This window comes from Magnetospirillum aberrantis SpK (genome assembly GCF_011022235.1).
Lineage (GTDB): Bacteria > Pseudomonadota > Alphaproteobacteria > Rhodospirillales > Magnetospirillaceae > Magnetospirillum > Magnetospirillum aberrantis.
The window spans coordinates 1-18,356 of record NZ_JAAIYP010000042.1 but is presented as its reverse complement, the minus strand read 5'-3'; the positions used below and the strand labels follow the sequence as shown (position 1 = coordinate 18,356).

Genomic DNA, 18,356 nt, shown 5'->3' with positions numbered 1-18,356 from the left:
GTCAGTTCCCGCGTTGGAGAAGGGGGCGAAGACGGTCGAGGACCGCATCGACGCCATGATCGGACAGGTGATAGTCGAGACCCGCCTCGGTGGTCACGCCCCGTTGTCCCGACGCAACCATGGCGGACAGGTCTTCGGACAGGTCCAGGACGGTCGCTCCGTTGTCCGCCGCCAATCGGGCGATCCGGGCGCTCAGGTCCCGGTTGTAGGCGGCGGCTTGGGCGACGGCGTCCTGATGGTCGGCGGCCAGCTTTTCGAAAAGCACCAGTCCCTCGGGGTAGATGGTCACCACTATTTTGCCGGCGCCGGCCTCGTGCGCTGCCGCCACCAAGTCGGCGAACGCGCTCTGGAAAGACTTCCACCCCGCGCTTTCCGGCGGATAGTGGTCCGGTGCGGTGAAACGCATATCCACGAAGTGCTCGCCCCAGGGGGTGCGGATCGCGATCTGCTCGTCCGCGTGCAGTTCCGGGTGGTCGAGAAAACGGTCCTTGAGGTACAGGACCGCGTTCTTCACCAGGACCGGGGCCCAAGGAAACCACGGGTTCTCGATTTCTTTCGTGCCGCCCAGCAGGCGGGTCCAGTCGTCGCCCCGTTGCATCGCCTCGGTTGCCGCCAGCGTGTCCTCGAAGTCGTTGTCCATGCACACGCCGATCACCACCGTGTCGAAACGGTAGCCGGCATTTTTCAGCTTACGGACATTGCTTGCGTAGTGAACCAGCGACGAGCCCGGCATGCCGGCATTATAGACGCTGAAACCGGCGGCGCGGAGATGGTCGCCGAGATCGCGGCGGCTGTCGCGGGCGAACACCATGGAATCCCCCACCAGCAGCATGTCGAGCCGGCCGGGCTGGTAGGTGACCGCGTTGCGGAAGCCGAACCTGTCGATGGTGACCCATGGCTGTTCGGGGAAGGTGAGGAAGGGGCGGTAATGATGGGCGATTCCCTCGCCCTCGATGGTGGCGGTCGAGAACTGCCCGGTACGGCTGGCCAGCACTTGCAGGGCGGCGGGCGGCAGCAGGGCGACAAACCCGGCCGGTAGTCTGACCAGCAGGACCCGCACGCCGATTTCCAAGGAAAGCAACGCCGCGATGGTGACGATGACCGCCAGGGTGTTGACTTCCATCCAGCGTGGCCGGCGCCAGGAGAACCGCAGCCAGGCCAGCGCCATGGCGCCCGCGGCCAGGGCCGCCAGCTTGGCGGGGCCGAAGCGGAGCTGATCCGTGCTCTGATACAGTGCCGCCGCCACCATGAGGGCGGCGGTCGCCACGGCCAGGGCCAGGGTCATCAGTTTATGGAATTTCAGTTCCATTCGGGTCCCCCTTCCTAGGCCGCCGTGGCGACGATGGTGAGAGTTCCCGTGAAAGGCAGCGTGACGGCATGCTCCGCCTCCACCGCCCATCCTGCGACAGATTGGCCATAGGCGGACCAGCGGCGCATGGGGCGTGCCGTCAGGGCGGTGTCGCAGCCGATCACCACCCGCCAGCGCCCGAGCCGGGCCTCAAGGCTGGTGGCGGAAAGCCGGCGCGGTTCCATGGTCAGAACCAGTCGCCGCGTCACATCATGGCGGCCGCGTCCATCGACACGGTCGTTGATGGTCAGGGCGTCACCGTCGAAACGCCATTCCCGCTGGATTTCCGCCACCCCCGGCAGACGCGAGAAACCGGCATGCCGAAGGGTGAAACCGCTCGGGTCGGCGTGCGCGGATGGCGAACCCAGCCCGAAGGCGGCCCGAAAGGCCGGGTCGTAATAGGGTTTGTTGGCGGGATAGGGGGCGTGGCCGTCCACCTGAAGCGTCCCATGGACGGCGGCCGAGGCGTAAAGCGCCGCCTCGCCGCTTTCGCCATAGGCGCCGCGACCGGGATCGATGAACAGTGGCACCCCGTCGAAATGAATTTCGGGCGCCCCCAGGTCCTCGTGGCCGTGGCCGGTGGGCAGGCGCCAACCGGCCGGTTCCACATGCCACAACGCCGACCAGCGGCCGAAATCGCCCCGCCACCAGCCATCGGCCGCCAACACGGCGGTATCCACCGGAACGGTTCCGTCGCGCAGTCGGGCAAGGGTTTCGCGCTCGTCCGGGGTCAACAGGCCGGTCCAACCTTGCGTCATGTCGCCGCCCGGCATCAGGCCGCTTAGGAAGTCGGGAGGCGAATCGGGCGAGATGTCACCGATCAGCGGCAGGCCGCCGGGCAGAACCAGATGGGGCACCACCGCCCACAGCCGCTGGACCAACGCCGCCAGATAGCCGGCTTCGGGACGGTTGTGGCGGCGTGCCGCCAGCCAGCAATCGGCATAATTGCGCAGGTACAGAAGGTGATAATGGGTCGATGCCTCGCGCAATACTCCCGACGGCGGGAACAGACGCTCGGCTTCCTTTATCAGGATGTCCAGGCCGGCACGGGCGGTGTCGGCCATGCCCAGTTTCAGGCCCAGCCGGTACAGGCCGCGGCCGTTGTTGGCCAAATGGTTGCACGTCCCGTGCTCGCCGTAATATTCCAGCCGCGCGACCATGGCCGGGCCGTGAGCCGCCAGGGTCCGCAGGGTGGACGCGGTGTCGCCGGGCAAGCCACGCCGACGGGCGAAATCCAGAATGTTGGCGACCCGCTCGGCCGCCGTGTAGGCCTCCCAGGCGGGGCCGTCGTCGGGTTGGCCGCTGCCGGCGCACCATGCCTGCCACAGCATCTCCACCCAGCCGTGATCCACCTCGGGCATCAATGGCAACCAGGCGAAACGATGCAGCGCCGACAGGGTTTCGCCATCGTCGTAGGCGCGCTCGAACAGGTCCAGGCATCCGGCCTCGACCGTCACCTCGCCGCCCGGCACCGGCAGGGTCAACGTGCCGTGCGGGGCCGTTGCTTCCAGCTTCGCCAAGGCGGAGGGGCTGGCGCTCTCGCTGACCGGGGGGCGGAAATACGGCGGACAATGGGGGGTGAACGGAACTGCCCTGGGCACCCGGCGCAGCAGGCGCAGCCACAGCCAGCGGCGCAGGACCGGGTCCTCCGCCAGTTTCGTGAGTTTCGCCCCTATCCCCATCGGCGTCAGTCCCCGACCGCGCCGGCGGCTCGCCAGACTTCGCTGCCGGGTTCGGGAATCGTCGCGGTGGCGACGCCGTCGATGGCGGCCCGTCCCATGGCCAGCACCGCTTCCTCGGCGCTGCCGCCGATATGCGGGGTGGCAAGAAAATTGGGTAACCGCAGCAATTCCATGTCGGTGGGCGGTTCGCCGGCGAAGACGTCGAAGGCGGCGCCGGCCAGCAAACCGGACATCAGCATGCGCTTCAGGGCCGCTTCATCCACCAGCCCGCCGCGCGCGGCGTTGATCAGGATGGAATCGGGGCGCATCAGCGCCAGCCGCTCGGCCGACAGGATGTTGGCGGTGGTGCGGTCGAAGGGCAGATGCAGGCTGACCACGTCGGCGCGGCTCAGCAATTCCTCCAGCCCGACCGGCTCGATGGCATGGGCGGCGTAGAATTCGGGAAAGGCGCGGATGTCGTGCGCCAGCACCGTGCAGCCGAAGGCGCGCAACAGCACCGCCAGATCCTTGCCCACATGGCCGCAGCCGACGATGCCGACCACACGTTCCGACAAGTGGCGGCCCATCAGCTGGCGCCATTGGCCGTCCCGCACCAGGGCGTTGCCCTGGGGGACGTGGCGCAACAGCGAAATGGCCATGGCGATGACCAGTTCGGCCACCGAGCGGCGGTTGACGCCACCGGTCCAGCCCAGGCGGATGCCGCGCCGGCGCAACAGCGGCAGGTCCAGCATGTCCAGTCCGACGCCGTACTTGCTGATCAGCCGCAATTCGGGCAGGCGGTCCAGCAAGGGGCCGTCGATGGTTTCAAGCGCGGTGATGGCGGCGTCGTGGCCGGCCAGGAACGCCGCCAGCGCGTCGCCGCTCAGGCTGCGGCCGCTTTCGTTGAAGGTGACGTTGGGATAACGCGCCGACAGCTCGGCACGCAGCACGGCATGGCGCGAGAAAGAACGCGAGGCGACGGCGAGGCGGAGAGGAGAGGTCAAGGCGAGGACGGCCGCTTTCAGGGCGAATGGATTGCGCTGACTGGGGTCAATGTGTAGTCTTGGCCGCCTTTGCCAACAAGGCTTTTTTGACGGGCGTGCAAATGGTGGACAGTGCGGGGTCGGCGGGAAAGAAGGACATCCAGCGCTTCTGGAAGTCGCTTTACGAATCGCTTTATGACGACGTGGATTCTGGACTGACCCGCGACAGCCTGTTGCAGGCGGTGGACGACCTTGAGGACATGTTCCGCCTGCGCCGGCAAATGGCGACGGTCGAACTTGATTTGTCTTCCATCCGCGGCAAGCGCGTGCTTGAGGTCGGTCCCGGCGCCGGCGGCCATTCGGCCTTGCTGGCCAGGCATGGCGCGGTGATGACCAGCATCGACGTCACCTTCGACCGTGCCCGCGCCACCCAGCGCAAGTTCGAGCTGATGGGCGAACTGGCTTCGGGTTGCGCGGCGCTTCAGGGCGACGCCGAGAACCTGCCCTTCGCCGACGCGACCTTCGACATCGTCTATTCCAACGGCGTGCTGCACCACACCTACGACACCGAGCGCGCCATCGCCGAGGTGCACCGCGTGCTCAAGCCCGGCGGCCAGGCGGTGATCATGCTGTATTGCAAGGATTCCTGGCATTACTGGGTCAATCTGGTGCTGTGCACCGGCCTGTTGCGCGGCGCCTTCCTGCGCGGCCGCAACTGGGTCGGGCAGGTCACCGAATGGGGCGGCAAGAAACGCCAGACGGTGGACAACCCCATCACCCGCTGCTACAGCCGCGCCGAGATGAAGGGGCTGTTCGCCGCGTTCCGTGACGTCACCCTGCGCAAGCATGAATTCTATTGGTATCTGTTTCCGCTGTTCGGCCGGCGTGTCCGCGAATACCTGCGTCGCAAATACGGCGAACATCCCGGCGGCGTGCTGGTCTATGGCGAGCCGTGGCCCATGTGGTCGCCGTCCGAGGCCAAGTTGGGGCCGATCATGGGTTGGAACTGGTACGTCTCGGCCCGCAAGACGGACTAATTCTTCCGCTCCTCGGCGAAGAATTCCGCCACCGCCGCCCTCAGGCTGTCTGTGACCGCAAGCGGGTGCTTGACGATGTTCGCCTGGGCATCAGGCAGGATGAAGGCGATCTGGTCGCCGCTCCGATTTTTCTTGTCCTTGGCGGCGGCGGCGAAAAAGTCCTCCAGAGGAACCTCCAACTCTTCGTAGCCGGCATAGGCGCGGCGCAGGGTGCCGTGCATGGAGCGGAACACCGCCTCCGGCGCCACCCCGGACCGGCGGGCGATGTGGTTGGCCAGATCCATGCCCATGGCCACGGCGATGCCGTGGGGGATGCCGAAATGAGTCGCCGCCTCGATGGCGTGGCCGGTGGTATGGCCGTAATTGAAGATGTTGCGGATACCCCGGTCGAACTCGTCGCGTTCGATATAGCCCTGCTTGACCTCGAGTGACCGGCGGATGAACCGGGCCAGCACCGCGCGGTCGGTGAACAACGCATCGAAGGCGGCGGCGATCCGAGCGAAATGGTCGGGGCCGGCGATGGCGTGCACCTTCAGCATCTCGCCCACGCCCGAGCGGATTTCCCGCTGGTCCAGGGTGTCCAGGTAGCCGGGATCGATGAACACCTGACGCGGCGGGGTGAAGGTGCCCAACAGGTTCTTGGCTCCGCCCGCATTGATCGAGCTTTTCGAGCCGATGCAGGAATCGCACTGGGCCAGCAAGGTGGTGGGCGCGAACACCCAATCCATGCCACGGAACATGTTGGCGGCAAGAAAGCAGGTGATGTCCTGGACGATGCCGCCGCCCACCGCCACCAGGACGTGGTCGCGTTTGACGCCCGTCGCCATGAGGCGGTCGATGGTGGCCGGCATGGCCTCGATGGATTTGTTCTCTTCCGTGGCGTCGATCAGCACCACCCGGCCCGAGGCCAGCGGCGCCGCCAGCCGGTCGGCGTGGAGCGCGGCGACGTTGCGATCGATGAGGAACCGGCCCTTGCCCGCGGCCAGTTCGGCCGGCAGACCCGCGTTCATGTGAACGTGATAGGGGCCCTTATGGGATTGAATGATCATCATCGTGTTGTCAGACACGGGTGAATCCCCCGTCGATGGCGATGTTCTGGCCACTGATGAACGTGTTTTCGGGACTGGCCAGCCAAACGACGAAGGCGGCCACCTCGTCCACCGTGCCCAGGCGCCGTGCCGGCACCTTGGCGGTCAGCTCGGCGATGCCGGCCGTGCCCAGCACGGTGCGGGTCAGTTCGGTATCGATGAAGCCGGGGGCCACGCAATTGGCCAGCACGCCCTGGGCGGCAACCTCGGCGGCCAGGGCGGCGGTCATGCCGTCCAGGCCGAATTTCGAGGTTGAGTAGGCGGCGCGGTGTTCCTTGCTGATCTTCCCCCAGATCGAGCTGATGTTGACGATGCGGCCCCAACCCTGGGCGGTCATCGCCGGCAGCACCGCCTGACACAGTGCGAACGGGGCCAGCACATTGACCCGCTGGACCAGCTCGAAATCCTCGATCGGGAGGGTGGCGAACGGGGCGACGCGGTTGATCCCGGCGTTGTTGACCAAGATGTCGGGGGCGTTCTCGCCCGTTCGGGCGGCGAAAGCCAGCAAGGCGTCGCGATCGGCGAAGTCAACCACCTGGAGGGCGCAGCCGGTGGGGGCCACGCTCTCGGGGCGGGTGCCGGTGACGGTGACCTGGGCTCCCTTCTCGACCAGCAATTCGGCGATGCGGCGGCCGATGCCGCGGGTGCCGCCGGTGACCAGTGCGCGTTTGCCGTTCAGCATGATTTCATCCCCTTTCCGACAGGCTCAGGCTCCACCGCTGGCGCCAGTCCGGGTCGGCGCAGTAGATGCGGTAGACGAGGCGCATGGTGGCCTCGGCCTCGGCCGAGGAGCCCTCGGAAACGGGGCGGCCGCTCAGGATGCAGTCGGCGAAGTCCGCGACCTCGTCCGACCAGCTGGGGTCGTGGTTGTAGCGTGTGGTCTGTTCACGCGGGTCGCCGGCATCCCCTTCGGTGGCCCAGGCCACGGTCAGGGTCTCGACACCATAGCTTTTCGACCCCGACAGGATGCCCGACAGGATGATGGCGCCCTTTTCCAGGGCGATATCCAATTGGAAACGGTGGCGCCATTGGGTGGCCGAACTGTGCAGCATGGCCACCACGCCATCGGCGGTGCGCATCAGGGCATAGGCGTTGTCTTCGACGTCGTGCCCCCAGAAACGATTGCTGACCACCGCCTGGACATCGGAGAATTCTCCGGCGAACAACCGCATCAGGTCCACCATGTGGATGCCCTGGTCCAGCAGGATGCCGCCACCGGCAATCTCGCGCTTGGACCGCCAGTCGCTTTGGCCGAACGAAATGATGGCCGACTTGCCGTAGACGCCGCGCATGTCGATGATGCGCCCCAACTGTCCGCTGCGCACCAAGGCCAAGGCGTCGCGCACCGAATCGTGGTAGCGGTGGTTGAAGCCGTATTTCAGCTTGAGGCCGGGATGGCGGGCCTCGGCCGCGATGACGTCGGCGATGTCCTTGACGTCGCGGCCCGGCGGCTTCTCGCAAAAGACATGCAGCCCTTTTTCCAGGCCGGCGATGGTGACCTCGGCGGCGACGTCGTTGGTCAGGCAGACGAACAGGATGTCCAGGTCTTCCTGTGCCAGCAGGTCGTGCGAATTGGCGTAATGGCGCACGCCGTCGGGCAATACGCCGTCGGCGGAAAACGTGCGGTCGGCCACCGCCACCGTGACCAGGGCGGGGTGCTGGTCGATGACCGTGCGGCGCCGCTTGCCGACCACTCCATAGCCAGCAATGCCGACGCGCAATTTCTCACCATTCGCGCTCATATGTACACCCGTCAGAACTGGAAATAGATGAAGTTGCGGCCACCGATATTGGGGCTGCCGAGAAACAGAAGGATCACCGCCAAGGTACAGGCCGCCCCCAGCCGAACGGCCATCGGTCGGTTGACCGGCTTGGTCGCCTGGCGCTCCACGACCAGATGTTCGACCGCCAACACCAGCCCCGCCAGGCCCAGCACCGCCCACAGGGCGAACTGGAACGGCGCGTGCGGCCGCAGCGGATCGATGAAAGCGCCCAGGAATTGGCCCGCCTGCTCGAGGTCGCGGGCGCGGAACACGATCCAGCCCACCACCACCACCGCCATGGTCGCCAGCCAGCCGGCCAGCCGGCCCGGCAGCGAGGCCGGTTCGCGTTTGCCGGCCAGACGCTCGATCCCCAACGCGAGGCCATGCCACAGGCCCCACAGGACATAGGTCCATGCGGCGCCATGCCACAGGCCGCACAGGAACATGGAAACCGCCAGGTTGACAATCGGCCGGACGCGACCCGGCGATCGGTTGCCGCCCATGGCGATGTAGACGTAATCGCGGATCCAACTGGACAGCGAGATGTGCCAACGGCGCCAGAATTCGCGCACGCTGGTCGCCAGATAGGGAGCGTTGAAGTTTTCCTTGAAGCGATAGCCCAACAGACCGGCCGAAGCGATGGCCATGTCGCTGTAGCCCGAGAAGTCCGCATAGATCATCAGCGTGAAGGCGACAGCCGCCAGCGTCGCGGTCAGCGCGTCGATCGTCGCCGGATTGGCGAAGGCGGGATCGACGATGACGGCCGCGAGACGATCGGCGATCAGCACTTTCTTGGTCATGCCCCAGAGGAAGCGGAGCAGGTATCTGGTGATCTCGGCGCTGTTCGGAGCCTGCCACGGCCGGTGCAACTGGGGCAGGAAATCGGTCGAGCGGACGATGGGGCCGGCGATCAATTGCGGGAAGAAACAGATATAGAGGCCGTAGCGGATGGCGCTCTGTTCCGCCGACAGACGGCCGGCATGGATGTCGGCCACGTAGCTGATGGCGTGAAAGGTGTAAAACGAGATGCCGATGGGCAGCAGCAGCCCCAAGGTGAAGGCATCCACATGCCAGCCCAGCCGCATCGCGAATTGCGCCAGACTGGCGGCGAAGAAGTCGAAGTATTTGAACAGCGCCAGCGGCACCAGCAGAAGGGCGACGATCACCGCCAGCGCCCCGGCGCCCCGTCCCGCGGCGCGGTGGCGTTCGACGACCATGCCGCCCACGAAGCTGATCGCGGTCACCAGCAGCACCAACCCGAGCAGCCGCCAATCCCATGCGGCGTAAAAGCCGTACGAGCACAGCAACAGCATGAGGTGGCGCCAGCGGTCGTTGGGCAGCAACCGTATGGTCACCAGCGTGACGCCAAGCAATCCCAGATACTGGAGGGAATCGAAATTCATTGCAGCAGGCCCACCACCGCCTTGGCGAAGGCTTCCATATCCTCGCGCCGGTGTAAATGGTCGCAATCGGTGGCGAAGGCCTCACGCGGGAGGTTCAGCCGGTCGCCGAATCCCGTATCGACGCGCAGGCCATGGCGCTTGGCATAGCTTTCCAGCCAGGGCAGGGCGACAGGCGGGAGGCCGGCGTCGCGGTCCACCGCCTGCTGGCGGTCGCTGAGCGGCGGGAAGACCAGCGTCAGGTTCGGCCCCAGGCTCTCGGCCAGGCGCTCCATGGCCCAGCGGTTGACGGGCAAAAGCTGGTAATCGGTCAGGCCGGCGGCGTTGCAGCCGTGGGTGGCGTCCTTCAACAGCATGGGCTGGATCGACGCCTCCATGATCCGGTTGAACGGATAGGGCCAACCCATCCAGGCGTCGTTCAGCGCCAGACGGGCGAAGCCGGACAGGTCGCGCAGGCGGAAGGCCCAGCCATCGGCATCGACCATGCCGAAACGCGTCATCATCTCGGTTCCGGTCGGCAGCGACAGCATGCGCCGCCGTTGCAGGAAGTTCATCTCGAACGGCGAGAACACGTACACGACCTTGCTGCCCGGCGGCAGGGCGGACAGCAGGCGGGTGCGGTCGGCAAGAACGGCCAACGCCAGCGAGGGCGTGCCACCGCCGGTGATGGACAGGTTCACCGGCTGGTGGGGCAGCCCGCGTGCCGCCAGTTCCTTGGCCAGCATCTCGCGCGGCAGGCCCATATAGCTGCGCGACGAGCCGATTACCGCCAGGACCGGGCGGTCCGGCGCCAGCTGGGCGATCTGGGCGTCCACTTCGGGCCACGACAGGGTCGGATCAAAGGTCCACCATAGCAACCGGTCCACGGCAAGCACCATCAGGACGACGACGACGATCGGCCACAGGGGCAGGACGCGAGCGAACCAACCGATGCCTTGCCGGCTGGTGGCGGGGTGCAGGGCGGATCGGTGGTTCATGCTTACAGATACCGTGCGGTCACCGGGTCGGCGCGCAGCATCTCCTCGCCGCGTTCCAGGTCGGCGGGCGTATCGACGCCGATGGTCGGCGTTTCGCTGCGCACGATGCGGATGGGGTAACCGTGCTCCAGGGTGCGCAGCATGTCGATGCCTTCGGCGATTTCCAGCGGCGTACGCGAAAGCGCGCCGAACGTGCGCAGGAACGACGGCTTGAAGCCGATCACTCCGGTCTGCTGGTACGCCGCCACGTCGGGTTGGCGGACCCGGCTGGGAATGGGCGAGCGCGAGAAGAACAGGGCGCGGCCGTCGGGGGCGCTGCACACCTTGACGCAATTGGGGTCGTCGTGGTCGGCCGGGTTCAGGATGCGGGTCGCCAGGTTGACCACCGCGTCACCGGTTGCGCGATAGGCTTCCAGGATGGCGGCGTTCATCTCGGGGCTGACCATGACCTCGTCGCCCTGGACCATCAGGACGAAATCCCCGTCGCCCAGGGACTCGCCCATGTTGTCGATGGCTTCCACCGTGCGGTCGACACAGCCGGGATGGCTGTCGGCGGTCATCACCACCTCGGCCCCGGCGGCGGTGCAGGCGGCACGGATTTCCTCGTCGCAGGTGGCGACCACCACCCGGTCCAGGCCCGGAGTCAGGCGGCACCGGTGCCAGACGTGCAGCACCAGGGCGAGCCCGAGCATGGGTTCCAGGGGTTTGCCGGGATAGCGGCTCGAGCCCATGCGGGCGGGGATGACGCAGACGGTCCTCATGCGGGCCTCGTTTACAACAAGGATGCGGCGCCGGCCAGCGCCGTGCGCATGGCGATGACGTCGGTGGAATAGGCGATGAAACGGAAACCCTCGGCGATCCGGGCCTCCAGCTGCGCCGGTTCCGGCGCCACCTGGTGGATGCCGCATGGCTTTCCGGCAACGTCGCAGGCGGTGCGGACACGGGCGATGGCCGCCTTGAAGGGGGCGGTTTCGAAATCGCCGGCCGCTCCCAGGTCGGCCGACAGGTCGTAGGGACCAAGGAACAGGGCGTCGACCTCGGGGCGGGCGGCGATGGCGGCGGCCTGTTCGGCGCCTTGCCGGGTTTCGATCTGCGGCACCAGGAACGGGCGGAAGGTGGTCAGGTAGTCCTGGAAGCGGTCGCCCCAGCCGTTGCAGCGCGACAGGCCGACGCCGCGCCGGCCATGGGGTGGATACAGGCAATGGACGGAAAAGGCCGCCCAATCCTCGGCGCTTTGCACCACTGGTATGATCAGCCCCTGGGCTCCGCCGTCCAACAGGCGGCGGGCCAGATACGGGTCGGCCGACGGCAACCGGGCCAGGGGCACGCAGCCGTGGCGTTCGGCGGCGACGAAGCAGGCCAGGGTCTGGTCCACCGACGCCCCGGCATGTTCCATGTCCACCGCCAGCCAATGAAAGCCCTGGCTGGCCATGGCCTCGGCGGAAAGCGGATGGGGAATGCCCAACCAGGCGCCGATGGCCGGCCGGCCGGCTTCCAGGCGGGTCCGCAGGGTTTCGGCGGTCATGGCATGTCTCCTTGGAACAGACGGCGCCACAGCGCCGGATCGGGCATGGCGAAAACGCTGTCCCACGCCACCGCCGCCGGTGGTCGGGCGTCGTTCAGGGCCGCGCCCAAGGTTTCGGCATCCACCGGCACGGCGCGGACGTTGGGCGGCATGACGTTCATGGCCACATAGCCGCGCGGCCGGAAGCGGAAGGTGGGCAACCCGCCAAGAACCCCTTCCAGGCCGATGGCGCCGGTACAGAACACCACCCCGGCCAAGCCGTCGTGATTCTGAAGCTGTACGTCGGTGCGGCGCAAGGTCTCTGTTTCCTGGAAATCGTAAGGGAACATGGGATGCTGTTTGACCACGAAGCGCAATCCGGCCGCCGCCAGCGGAATGATCGCCGCCATCAATTGGTCGTTGTAGCGCGGTTCGTTGGACAGGCCGACGAAGAACGGACCGGCCGGGTCGTGACGCATGGGCGTCGGCCCGGCGATGCGGAAGGTTCCCCCCACCGCCAGCCGCTCGGGCGGGATGCCCCAGGCGGACAAGTTGTCGCGATAGGCCGGCCCGTTGCAGACGATCAGTTCCGGCAGACTGTCCAGGCCGTCCGGGTTGGTGGCCGGCGCCTGGTTGTACATGTGCGGCCCGACGACCGTGTGCTGATAGCCGACGGTCTTGAAGCCCAAGGCACGGCCCAGGCGCGAGAAGGCGCGTTCCCAGGGGTGGTTTTCCCATGGCCACGCCACCACGCGCGGTCGCGTCGCCTTGGCCCAGGCGCGTTGACAGCGCATTTGCCAGCGGGTGATGGCGGCGGAGCCGCCGCTTCCTTCGATGGCGGCGGCACGCCGCACCAGCCAGCCGTGCGCCCCCTGGCGGGCGGCGGCCGAGGGTCGCCACCGGGCGAAAGGCAGGCCCAGCGTCCATAACGGGTTCCCCCAGGCGTGCAGGGCGGCGGTACGGCCGTCCGCCGACAGTTGCGCGGCGCGTCCGGCCCGGCAGTCGGTGTGCAGCAGTCGGCACAAATCGGGGATTTCGCGCAGGAGCGGACCGAAATAGGCGTCCTTGCCATTGGCGTCGCTGCCGGGGTGGCCGTAAACCAGCAGCATCGGCGCACCGGGGCGGTGATTGGCACGTTGGCCGCGGCATTTCCACCATGCGGCCGCGACCCGCGCCGCCACCGCTATCCGTGCCGCCACCCCGCGTATCGCCAGCTTCGCCTCGGTTCGGGTCAGCGGCGGGGTGGTTCCCGCGGTCACGCCGGGCAATCCGGCCAGATGGCGGAACACCCAAGGATCGTCGCACACCACCAGCACGGTTTCCGGTGCGGCGGCAAGGTCACGCACCACCCGTGTCCAGGCCAGATAGATTCCGGTATCCGAGGCGTAGACGCTGGCGGTGGGCATGTGCCCCAGTTCGCCGCTGGGTTCGGCGGCAAGCGCGCGTCCCAGGGTCCACCATTCGTCGCGCATGGCGTCGAAGGCGGCTTCAAGCCGCGCGGCCTCGTCCCGCAGCCGGCGTTCGGTGGCGAGCGGCGGCGGCATGGTGCCCGCGACGGCACACCACCCGGTCCAGGTGGGATCCGGTGGCAGATCGGAACGGTGGCGCAGGAGGACGGCCACGGTTCAGCCCTCGGCCGGGGTCGGTCGGGGGGACACGACGGCGTCGCGCATCAGGGCGTCGAAGGAAAAGTCCGGTCGTTCGGCATAAAGGCGTTCGAACAATTCCCGCGCGTTCCGATAATCTTCCGGCGTGTCCACGGTCAGGCGGTCGTGCGCGAACGCGGCACGGGCCCTGAGGACGGTGGAATTGTAACCCGTTCCCAGCCTGACGAAGCGGGTCACATGCTCGCGATCCAGCGGGTCCGTGCTGGCCGCTGCCGAATCAAGGGCGGCGCGGGTGATGATTTCCAGCGACAGGCCATAGGGGTAACCGGACCCGTCGATGTTGTTGGCGTAGTCCAGGGGGGTGGCGGAGGACAGGAACTCGTCGACCAAGCTGTCGAGCAAGCCGCCGTCCACGAAAGGGTTGTCCCCGGTCAGACGGACGATCAATCGGGCGTCGGTCATGGCGGCCACCGCGAGAAAGCGGCTGAGGACGTCGTCTTCGCTGCCGCGGAAGCATTCCACCCCCAGTTCCCGGCACAAGGCGGCGACGGCGTCGTCGGCCGGTTGCCCGCTGGTCGCCACCACCAGCCTGTCCAGGCGGCGCGAACGGCGCAGCCTTTCAAGCAACCGTTGCAACATGGGGGCCCCGGCCAGCGGCATGAGAACCTTGCCGGGCAAGCGGGACGACCCCATGCGGGCTTGCAGGATGCCGACGATTGGGGAGGTCACACTCAGGGTCCCTTGTTGGGGTCCAGGTTGGACCATTGCAGCACGTGATCCTCGGGCAGGTCTTCCCGCAACCGCATTCCGATCACCTCGTCCCAATGCAAGGGCGAGATGCCGCTGCCCGGACGCTTGCTGACGATCATCGCCTCGGTCACGACGTCCCCCGCCCGGACGTCGCGGGTCAGCACGATGCTGCGCCGGGCGTTGAGTCTCGGCACCCGTTCGACCTCCAGCGGCCGGCGCAGCGTTTCCCCCATCAGGGACCGCAGGAACGCCGTCCGTTCGCAGAACCGGCGCAGATCGTGCATGTCCATCGAGTGGAAGTGGTCGTTGCCGACAATGGTCTTGTCGAAGGTGAAGTGCTTTTCGACCACCGCCGCGCCCTTGAGCCACGCCGCGGTCAACACCTCCATGTCGGGATCGGGCAGGGTGTGGTCGGAATAGCCGATGACGCAGTCGGGATAGGCGTGGCGCAAGCCGTCGATCATGTTGAGGTTGGCGTCGCCGTAATGGGTGGGATAGGCCAGCACGCAATGCAGCAGCACCACGCTTTCGGCACCATGACGGCGCAGTTCATCGATGGCGAGGTCGATTTCGGACAGGGTCGAGGCTCCGGTGGACAGCACCACCGGCTTGCCCTTGGACGCGACCCGGCGCAGGAACGGCAGGTTGGTCAGATCGGCAGAGGCGATCTTGTAGAAGGGCATCAGCGGGTCAAGGAAGTCGATCGCCGCGGTGTCGAAGGGCGTCGACAGGAACGTGATGCCGACCGAGGCGCAATGCGCCGCCAGCTCACGATATTCCGCCTCGCCGAAGCGGTCGTACTTCTTGAACAGTTGAAACTGGTTCGTTGTCGGTTCCTTGGTCAGGTCCCAATACGAAGGGCTGTTCTTCGAGGCGATGGTTTCCGCCTTGTAGCTTTGGAACTTCGCCGCGTGGGCGCCGCCTTCCTTGGCCAAGTCGATCAGACGTTTCGCCTCGCTCATGTCGCCGCCGTGGTTGACGCCGATTTCCGCGATCACATAAGGCAGACAACCATCGCCGACGGCGACGCCGTCGAGAAGCACCTTTCGCATCACATGTCCCTTCCTGAGCGCGCCAGCGCTATTGCCCGATCAAGGATGATTTCGGCCGCGTGGCGCTCAACCGCCTGCCGTCCGGCCTCTCCCATAGCATGCCGTTTTTGTTCGGAGTCAAGCAACTCGATTACGGCGGCGGTCAAGGCCGCGGTCCGTTCCGGCTCGAACAATCCGACCGCCGTGGCGGCGCCGAGATCGTCCAGCATGCGGGCGGTTTCAACTTCCTTGCTCTCCCCGGTGACCAGCACCATGGGCACCCCAAGGGCGGCCAGTTCGCACGCGGTGATGCCGGCCGAGGAAACCGCCACGTCGGCGGCGGCCAGCACGGACCACGAACTGGGAACCGCGTGATGGCGGCGAAACGGGATTTCCGCCCGCGCCAGCATGGTGTCCAAAGGCTCGTGCCGGTGGAACGACGGGCCGGTCAGGATGTCCAGGCCAAGCCCAGGACGGACTTTCGCCACCGGAGCCAGGATCTCGACAAGCCGCGGCAGAAGGCCGTGGGGGTCGCCGCTGCCCTGGGCCAGGAGAAGGCGCGTCGGCCGTGGGCGGTGTTCGTGGACCTGCTCCCACAATGCCGGCGGCAGCAAGGCCCAGCGGATGCCGGAAAGGTCGTCGGTCCGGCTGTGGGGCGGGCGGGGCGTCCGGCAGCCATAAAGGCAGTTGACCGCGATGTCGGCTTCCCAATGACCGGGGCCGACGTCGTCGATCGAGACCAGGCACGACGCCCGCCCGCGCAAGGTCGCCATATCCTCGGCGGGCACGGCCAGACGGTCCACCACCAGGATGTCCCAAGGACCCTGGGGCAGGGCCGCTGTCGTCCGGGGGCGGATTTCGTCTCCTGGCCGGCGGCGGGCCAACATGGCCAGGGCATCCGGGTCGTCATCGACCTCGAAGACGACGTGCAGGTCGGGAATGCGGGATTGCGCGGCGTTGGCCAGACCGATGCAGCGCGAGACGTGTCCCATGCCGATGGTCGTGCTGCCGAAGCAGAAGAAGCCAAGAATCATGAGGAAGAAACGGCGGAGCGCGCCGCGACCAGCCGGGAAATACCTTCGCGGAAATCGACGTGGGGATGCCATCCGAAGGTGCGGCGGAACTTGCCGCTGTCACAGATGCAATCCGAGATTTCGTTGGGCCGGCTGCGCCCGAGATCCACGATCCGGCGCGGCCCGATCACCTCGCAGACGGCCTCCACCGCTTCACGGACGCTGTGGCTTTCTCCGAAACCGAGGTTGAAGATGTTGCATCCCGACAGCGGTTGTTCGATCGCGCGCATCAGGGCGTCGCATAGGTCGTCGATCCACAGGAAATCGCGTTTCGGGGTCAGCGTTTCGACCTGGATCTCGTCGCCTTCCAGCGCCTGGCGGATGATTTTCGGGATCAGCCAGTCGTCGGGTTGCCCTTCGCCGTAGAGGTTGAACAGACGAAGGATGGTGGTCGAGGTCCCGAAATCCGAGGCGTAGCCCTCGAGAACCATCTCCGCGAGCCGTTTGCTCCAGGCATAGGGGTTGCGGCACGAGGTCGGCGTGGTCTCGTCGATCGGCTGGTTTCCCTGTTCGCCGTACATGTACGACGACAAGGCGATGATGCGTGCCCCTGTCCGGCGTGCGTATTCGGCGACCGTCAGGGTCGCGGTGACGTTGGTCCGATAGAAACTGTCGGGAGCTTGCCACGCGGCGGGAACCCCGCTTCGGGAGGCAAGGTGCAAGACCACGTCGCAAGGTCCGACGTCGTCCAGCGCTCCGGCCTGGGTCAGGTCGCACCCGCCGCTGAAGGATCGTCCGACCCATTCCAGACGGTTCTCGCTTTGCATGTGGCGAAGAAAGGCCTGCCCGATGAAACCGGTATGCCCGGTAATCAGGAGACGTAACTTTTTTCCTGTCATCGCCTCAAATTCCTTCAAGGGACAGTCAGCAGCCCCGGTCTTGGTCGTGGTGGCGGAACAGGACCGCGATGTTCTCGCGGTCGGACGACACCACCAGACATTCTCCGGGCTGGTTGTCGAAATATCCCGGAACGTCGTCACGGATGAAGCAGGCGTCGGCGGACACGATTTCGACACGGGTGTCGGCCGGCCGGCCGACCTCGTCCATCATCAACAGGACCGAGCGCCGGCTGATGCGGACCAGTTCGGCGACGATGCGCCGACGCAACGCCGCCGATTCCGCGATACCCGCGCCGACGATGTAGTGGAAGACGTTGCACAAGACGACGTGATCGACCGAGCGGTCGGGAAACTTGGCCAATTGTGCCGGGTCGGTCAGGCTGCCGACCTCGACGCTGACCCGTTCGCTGGCGGCGGTGCCGGCCCGCACCATGCGGATGGCGTCCGGGTTGAGGTCGAAGCCCTGGAGGCGGGCCTGCGGATAACGGGCGGCCAGTTCCTTGATCACGCCGCCCATGCCGCAACCGGCATCGAGAAACGTCTCTCCGTCCCGGTAGTCGAGGACGAAGGGATAGCGGTCGATGAACGGACCAAGGCGGATGGGCGCCAACTCGGCCCAGCGGGCTTCCAGGTCGGCGTCGGACAGGGGGGCGATGTCGGAATAACACAGCCCACCCTTGCCGTAATGACGTCCGACCATCCGGGCATAGCGTCGCAAGGCGTATTCGGCGAATTCTCGGCGATACGACTTGGCCAGAAAACGTGCCGCCCGGTAGAGGGTATAGCAAGGCAGTGTCAGCGGGAGCGACAACAGGACGTTTCGTCGAACATGGGGTTTCATCAGGTCCAGGTGGCCGCCCGTCGTTGCCGTTCTGCCACTGAACTTGATCCACCGCCAGGCCCAAAAGATCGGAGGGACCACAAGCCCTAACAGGGCGCCCAAAAATACGTCCAACCAATTCTGCACTGCGTCATTCCGCTGTCAAGTTTTCGGGAAACCGCCTGGGTCGATGGGATGCCCACCGCAGGAGCAAACTCTGGCCCATCGGGCATTAGGAGTCCAGGTCGACGTATACCCAGGTCCACGGCAACAGGACGACGCCGCTGGCCTGAAAGCCGTTGAGGACCGAGGTCTTGTCCCAAGCTTCGGGGATGATCTCGCCGGTGTCGGAGACGGCGGCCGGGTCGAAATCCCGGTCCAGTTCGAAGGAAACCGACTTGACCCGAGGATCGCGGCGCAACATGAACTCGACGGCGGTCTGGCTGTAGATGTTCATGTAATGGAAGCTGCGGGG

18 protein-coding genes are annotated in these 18,356 nt (G+C 66.5%); 1 reads left to right on the top strand and 17 read right to left on the bottom strand.

Annotated features, from left to right (window positions below; translation table 11 throughout):
* Position 1: 1 nt before the first annotated feature.
* Genes G4223_RS15705 through G4223_RS15695 form a run of 3 tightly spaced genes read right to left on the bottom strand, consistent with a single transcriptional unit; the run spans position 2 to position 4,013 of the window.
* A complete protein-coding gene (locus tag G4223_RS15705; protein WP_163681715.1) occupies positions 2-1,309 on the bottom strand; it encodes an SGNH/GDSL hydrolase family protein in 1,308 nt (435 codons plus the stop codon).
* A gap of 14 nt (positions 1,310-1,323) precedes the next feature.
* Complete coding sequence (locus G4223_RS15700) at positions 1,324-3,030, bottom strand: heparinase II/III domain-containing protein (protein ID WP_163681713.1); 1,707 nt, start codon at positions 3,028-3,030, stop codon at positions 1,324-1,326.
* Between the two features lie 5 nt (positions 3,031-3,035).
* Positions 3,036-4,013 (bottom strand): phosphoglycerate dehydrogenase, encoded by a 978-nt coding sequence (locus tag G4223_RS15695; RefSeq protein ID WP_163681711.1) that lies wholly within the window; start codon positions 4,011-4,013, stop codon positions 3,036-3,038.
* 101 nt (positions 4,014-4,114) lie between these two features.
* Here G4223_RS15695 and G4223_RS15690 point away from each other — a divergent pair, with 101 nt between their 5' ends.
* Entirely contained in the window at positions 4,115-5,029 is a 915-nt protein-coding gene (locus G4223_RS15690; RefSeq protein ID WP_163681709.1) for a class I SAM-dependent methyltransferase, read from the top strand.
* Here G4223_RS15690 and G4223_RS15685 read toward each other — a convergent pair.
* The 14 genes from G4223_RS15685 to G4223_RS15620 form a co-directional block, all read right to left on the bottom strand.
* Positions 5,026-6,096 (bottom strand): AroB-related putative sugar phosphate phospholyase (cyclizing), encoded by a 1,071-nt coding sequence (locus G4223_RS15685; RefSeq protein WP_338086892.1) that lies wholly within the window; start codon positions 6,094-6,096, stop codon positions 5,026-5,028. The two genes, G4223_RS15690 and G4223_RS15685, sit on opposite strands and share 4 nt — an antisense overlap.
* Entirely contained in the window at positions 6,089-6,799 is a 711-nt protein-coding gene (locus G4223_RS15680; protein ID WP_163681707.1) for an SDR family NAD(P)-dependent oxidoreductase, read from the bottom strand. Before G4223_RS15680 ends, G4223_RS15685 begins: the two co-directional genes overlap by 8 nt.
* A 4-nt stretch (positions 6,800-6,803) precedes the next feature.
* Positions 6,804-7,859: a Gfo/Idh/MocA family protein gene (locus G4223_RS15675; protein WP_163681706.1), complete on the bottom strand. Its 1,056-nt coding sequence runs from the start codon at positions 7,857-7,859 to the stop codon at positions 6,804-6,806.
* 11 nt (positions 7,860-7,870) lie between these two features.
* Complete coding sequence (locus tag G4223_RS15670; protein ID WP_163681704.1) at positions 7,871-9,283, bottom strand: MBOAT family O-acyltransferase; 1,413 nt, start codon at positions 9,281-9,283, stop codon at positions 7,871-7,873.
* Positions 9,280-10,257, bottom strand: coding sequence for a hypothetical protein (locus G4223_RS15665; protein WP_163681702.1), 978 nt, complete (start codon positions 10,255-10,257; stop codon positions 9,280-9,282). Before G4223_RS15665 ends, G4223_RS15670 begins: the two co-directional genes overlap by 4 nt.
* A gap of 2 nt (positions 10,258-10,259) precedes the next feature.
* Positions 10,260-11,018 carry a 3-deoxy-manno-octulosonate cytidylyltransferase gene (locus tag G4223_RS15660; RefSeq protein WP_163681700.1) on the bottom strand — a complete coding sequence of 253 codons (759 nt, stop codon included), beginning with the start codon at positions 11,016-11,018 and terminating at the stop codon, positions 10,260-10,262.
* An 11-nt stretch (positions 11,019-11,029) separates the two neighbouring features.
* Positions 11,030-11,782 carry an HpcH/HpaI aldolase family protein gene (locus tag G4223_RS15655; RefSeq protein WP_163681698.1) on the bottom strand — a complete coding sequence of 251 codons (753 nt, stop codon included), beginning with the start codon at positions 11,780-11,782 and terminating at the stop codon, positions 11,030-11,032.
* Positions 11,779-13,383 (bottom strand): hypothetical protein, encoded by a 1,605-nt coding sequence (locus tag G4223_RS15650; protein ID WP_163681697.1) that lies wholly within the window; start codon positions 13,381-13,383, stop codon positions 11,779-11,781. The genes G4223_RS15655 and G4223_RS15650 overlap by 4 nt, the downstream gene beginning before the upstream one ends.
* Before the next feature lie 3 nt (positions 13,384-13,386).
* The gene (locus G4223_RS15645) at positions 13,387-14,097 is read right to left on the bottom strand and encodes a cytidylyltransferase domain-containing protein (protein WP_163681695.1); all 711 of its coding nucleotides are present in this window, start codon (positions 14,095-14,097) and stop codon (positions 13,387-13,389) included.
* Between the two features lie 2 nt (positions 14,098-14,099).
* Positions 14,100-15,170, bottom strand: a complete 1,071-nt coding sequence (locus G4223_RS15640; RefSeq protein ID WP_163681694.1) for an N-acetylneuraminate synthase family protein — start codon at positions 15,168-15,170, stop codon at positions 14,100-14,102.
* Entirely contained in the window at positions 15,170-16,183 is a 1,014-nt protein-coding gene (locus G4223_RS15635; RefSeq protein ID WP_163681692.1) for a hypothetical protein, read from the bottom strand. Before G4223_RS15635 ends, G4223_RS15640 begins: the two co-directional genes overlap by 1 nt.
* Positions 16,180-17,061, bottom strand: coding sequence for an NAD-dependent epimerase/dehydratase family protein (locus tag G4223_RS15630; RefSeq protein ID WP_163681690.1), 882 nt, complete (start codon positions 17,059-17,061; stop codon positions 16,180-16,182). Before G4223_RS15630 ends, G4223_RS15635 begins: the two co-directional genes overlap by 4 nt.
* 25 nt (positions 17,062-17,086) lie before the next feature.
* The gene (locus G4223_RS15625) at positions 17,087-17,902 is read right to left on the bottom strand and encodes a class I SAM-dependent methyltransferase (RefSeq protein ID WP_163681688.1); all 816 of its coding nucleotides are present in this window, start codon (positions 17,900-17,902) and stop codon (positions 17,087-17,089) included.
* A 211-nt stretch (positions 17,903-18,113) separates the two neighbouring features.
* A partial coding sequence (locus G4223_RS15620) for a hypothetical protein (RefSeq protein ID WP_163681686.1) occupies positions 18,114-18,356 on the bottom strand: 243 nt, incomplete at its 5' end.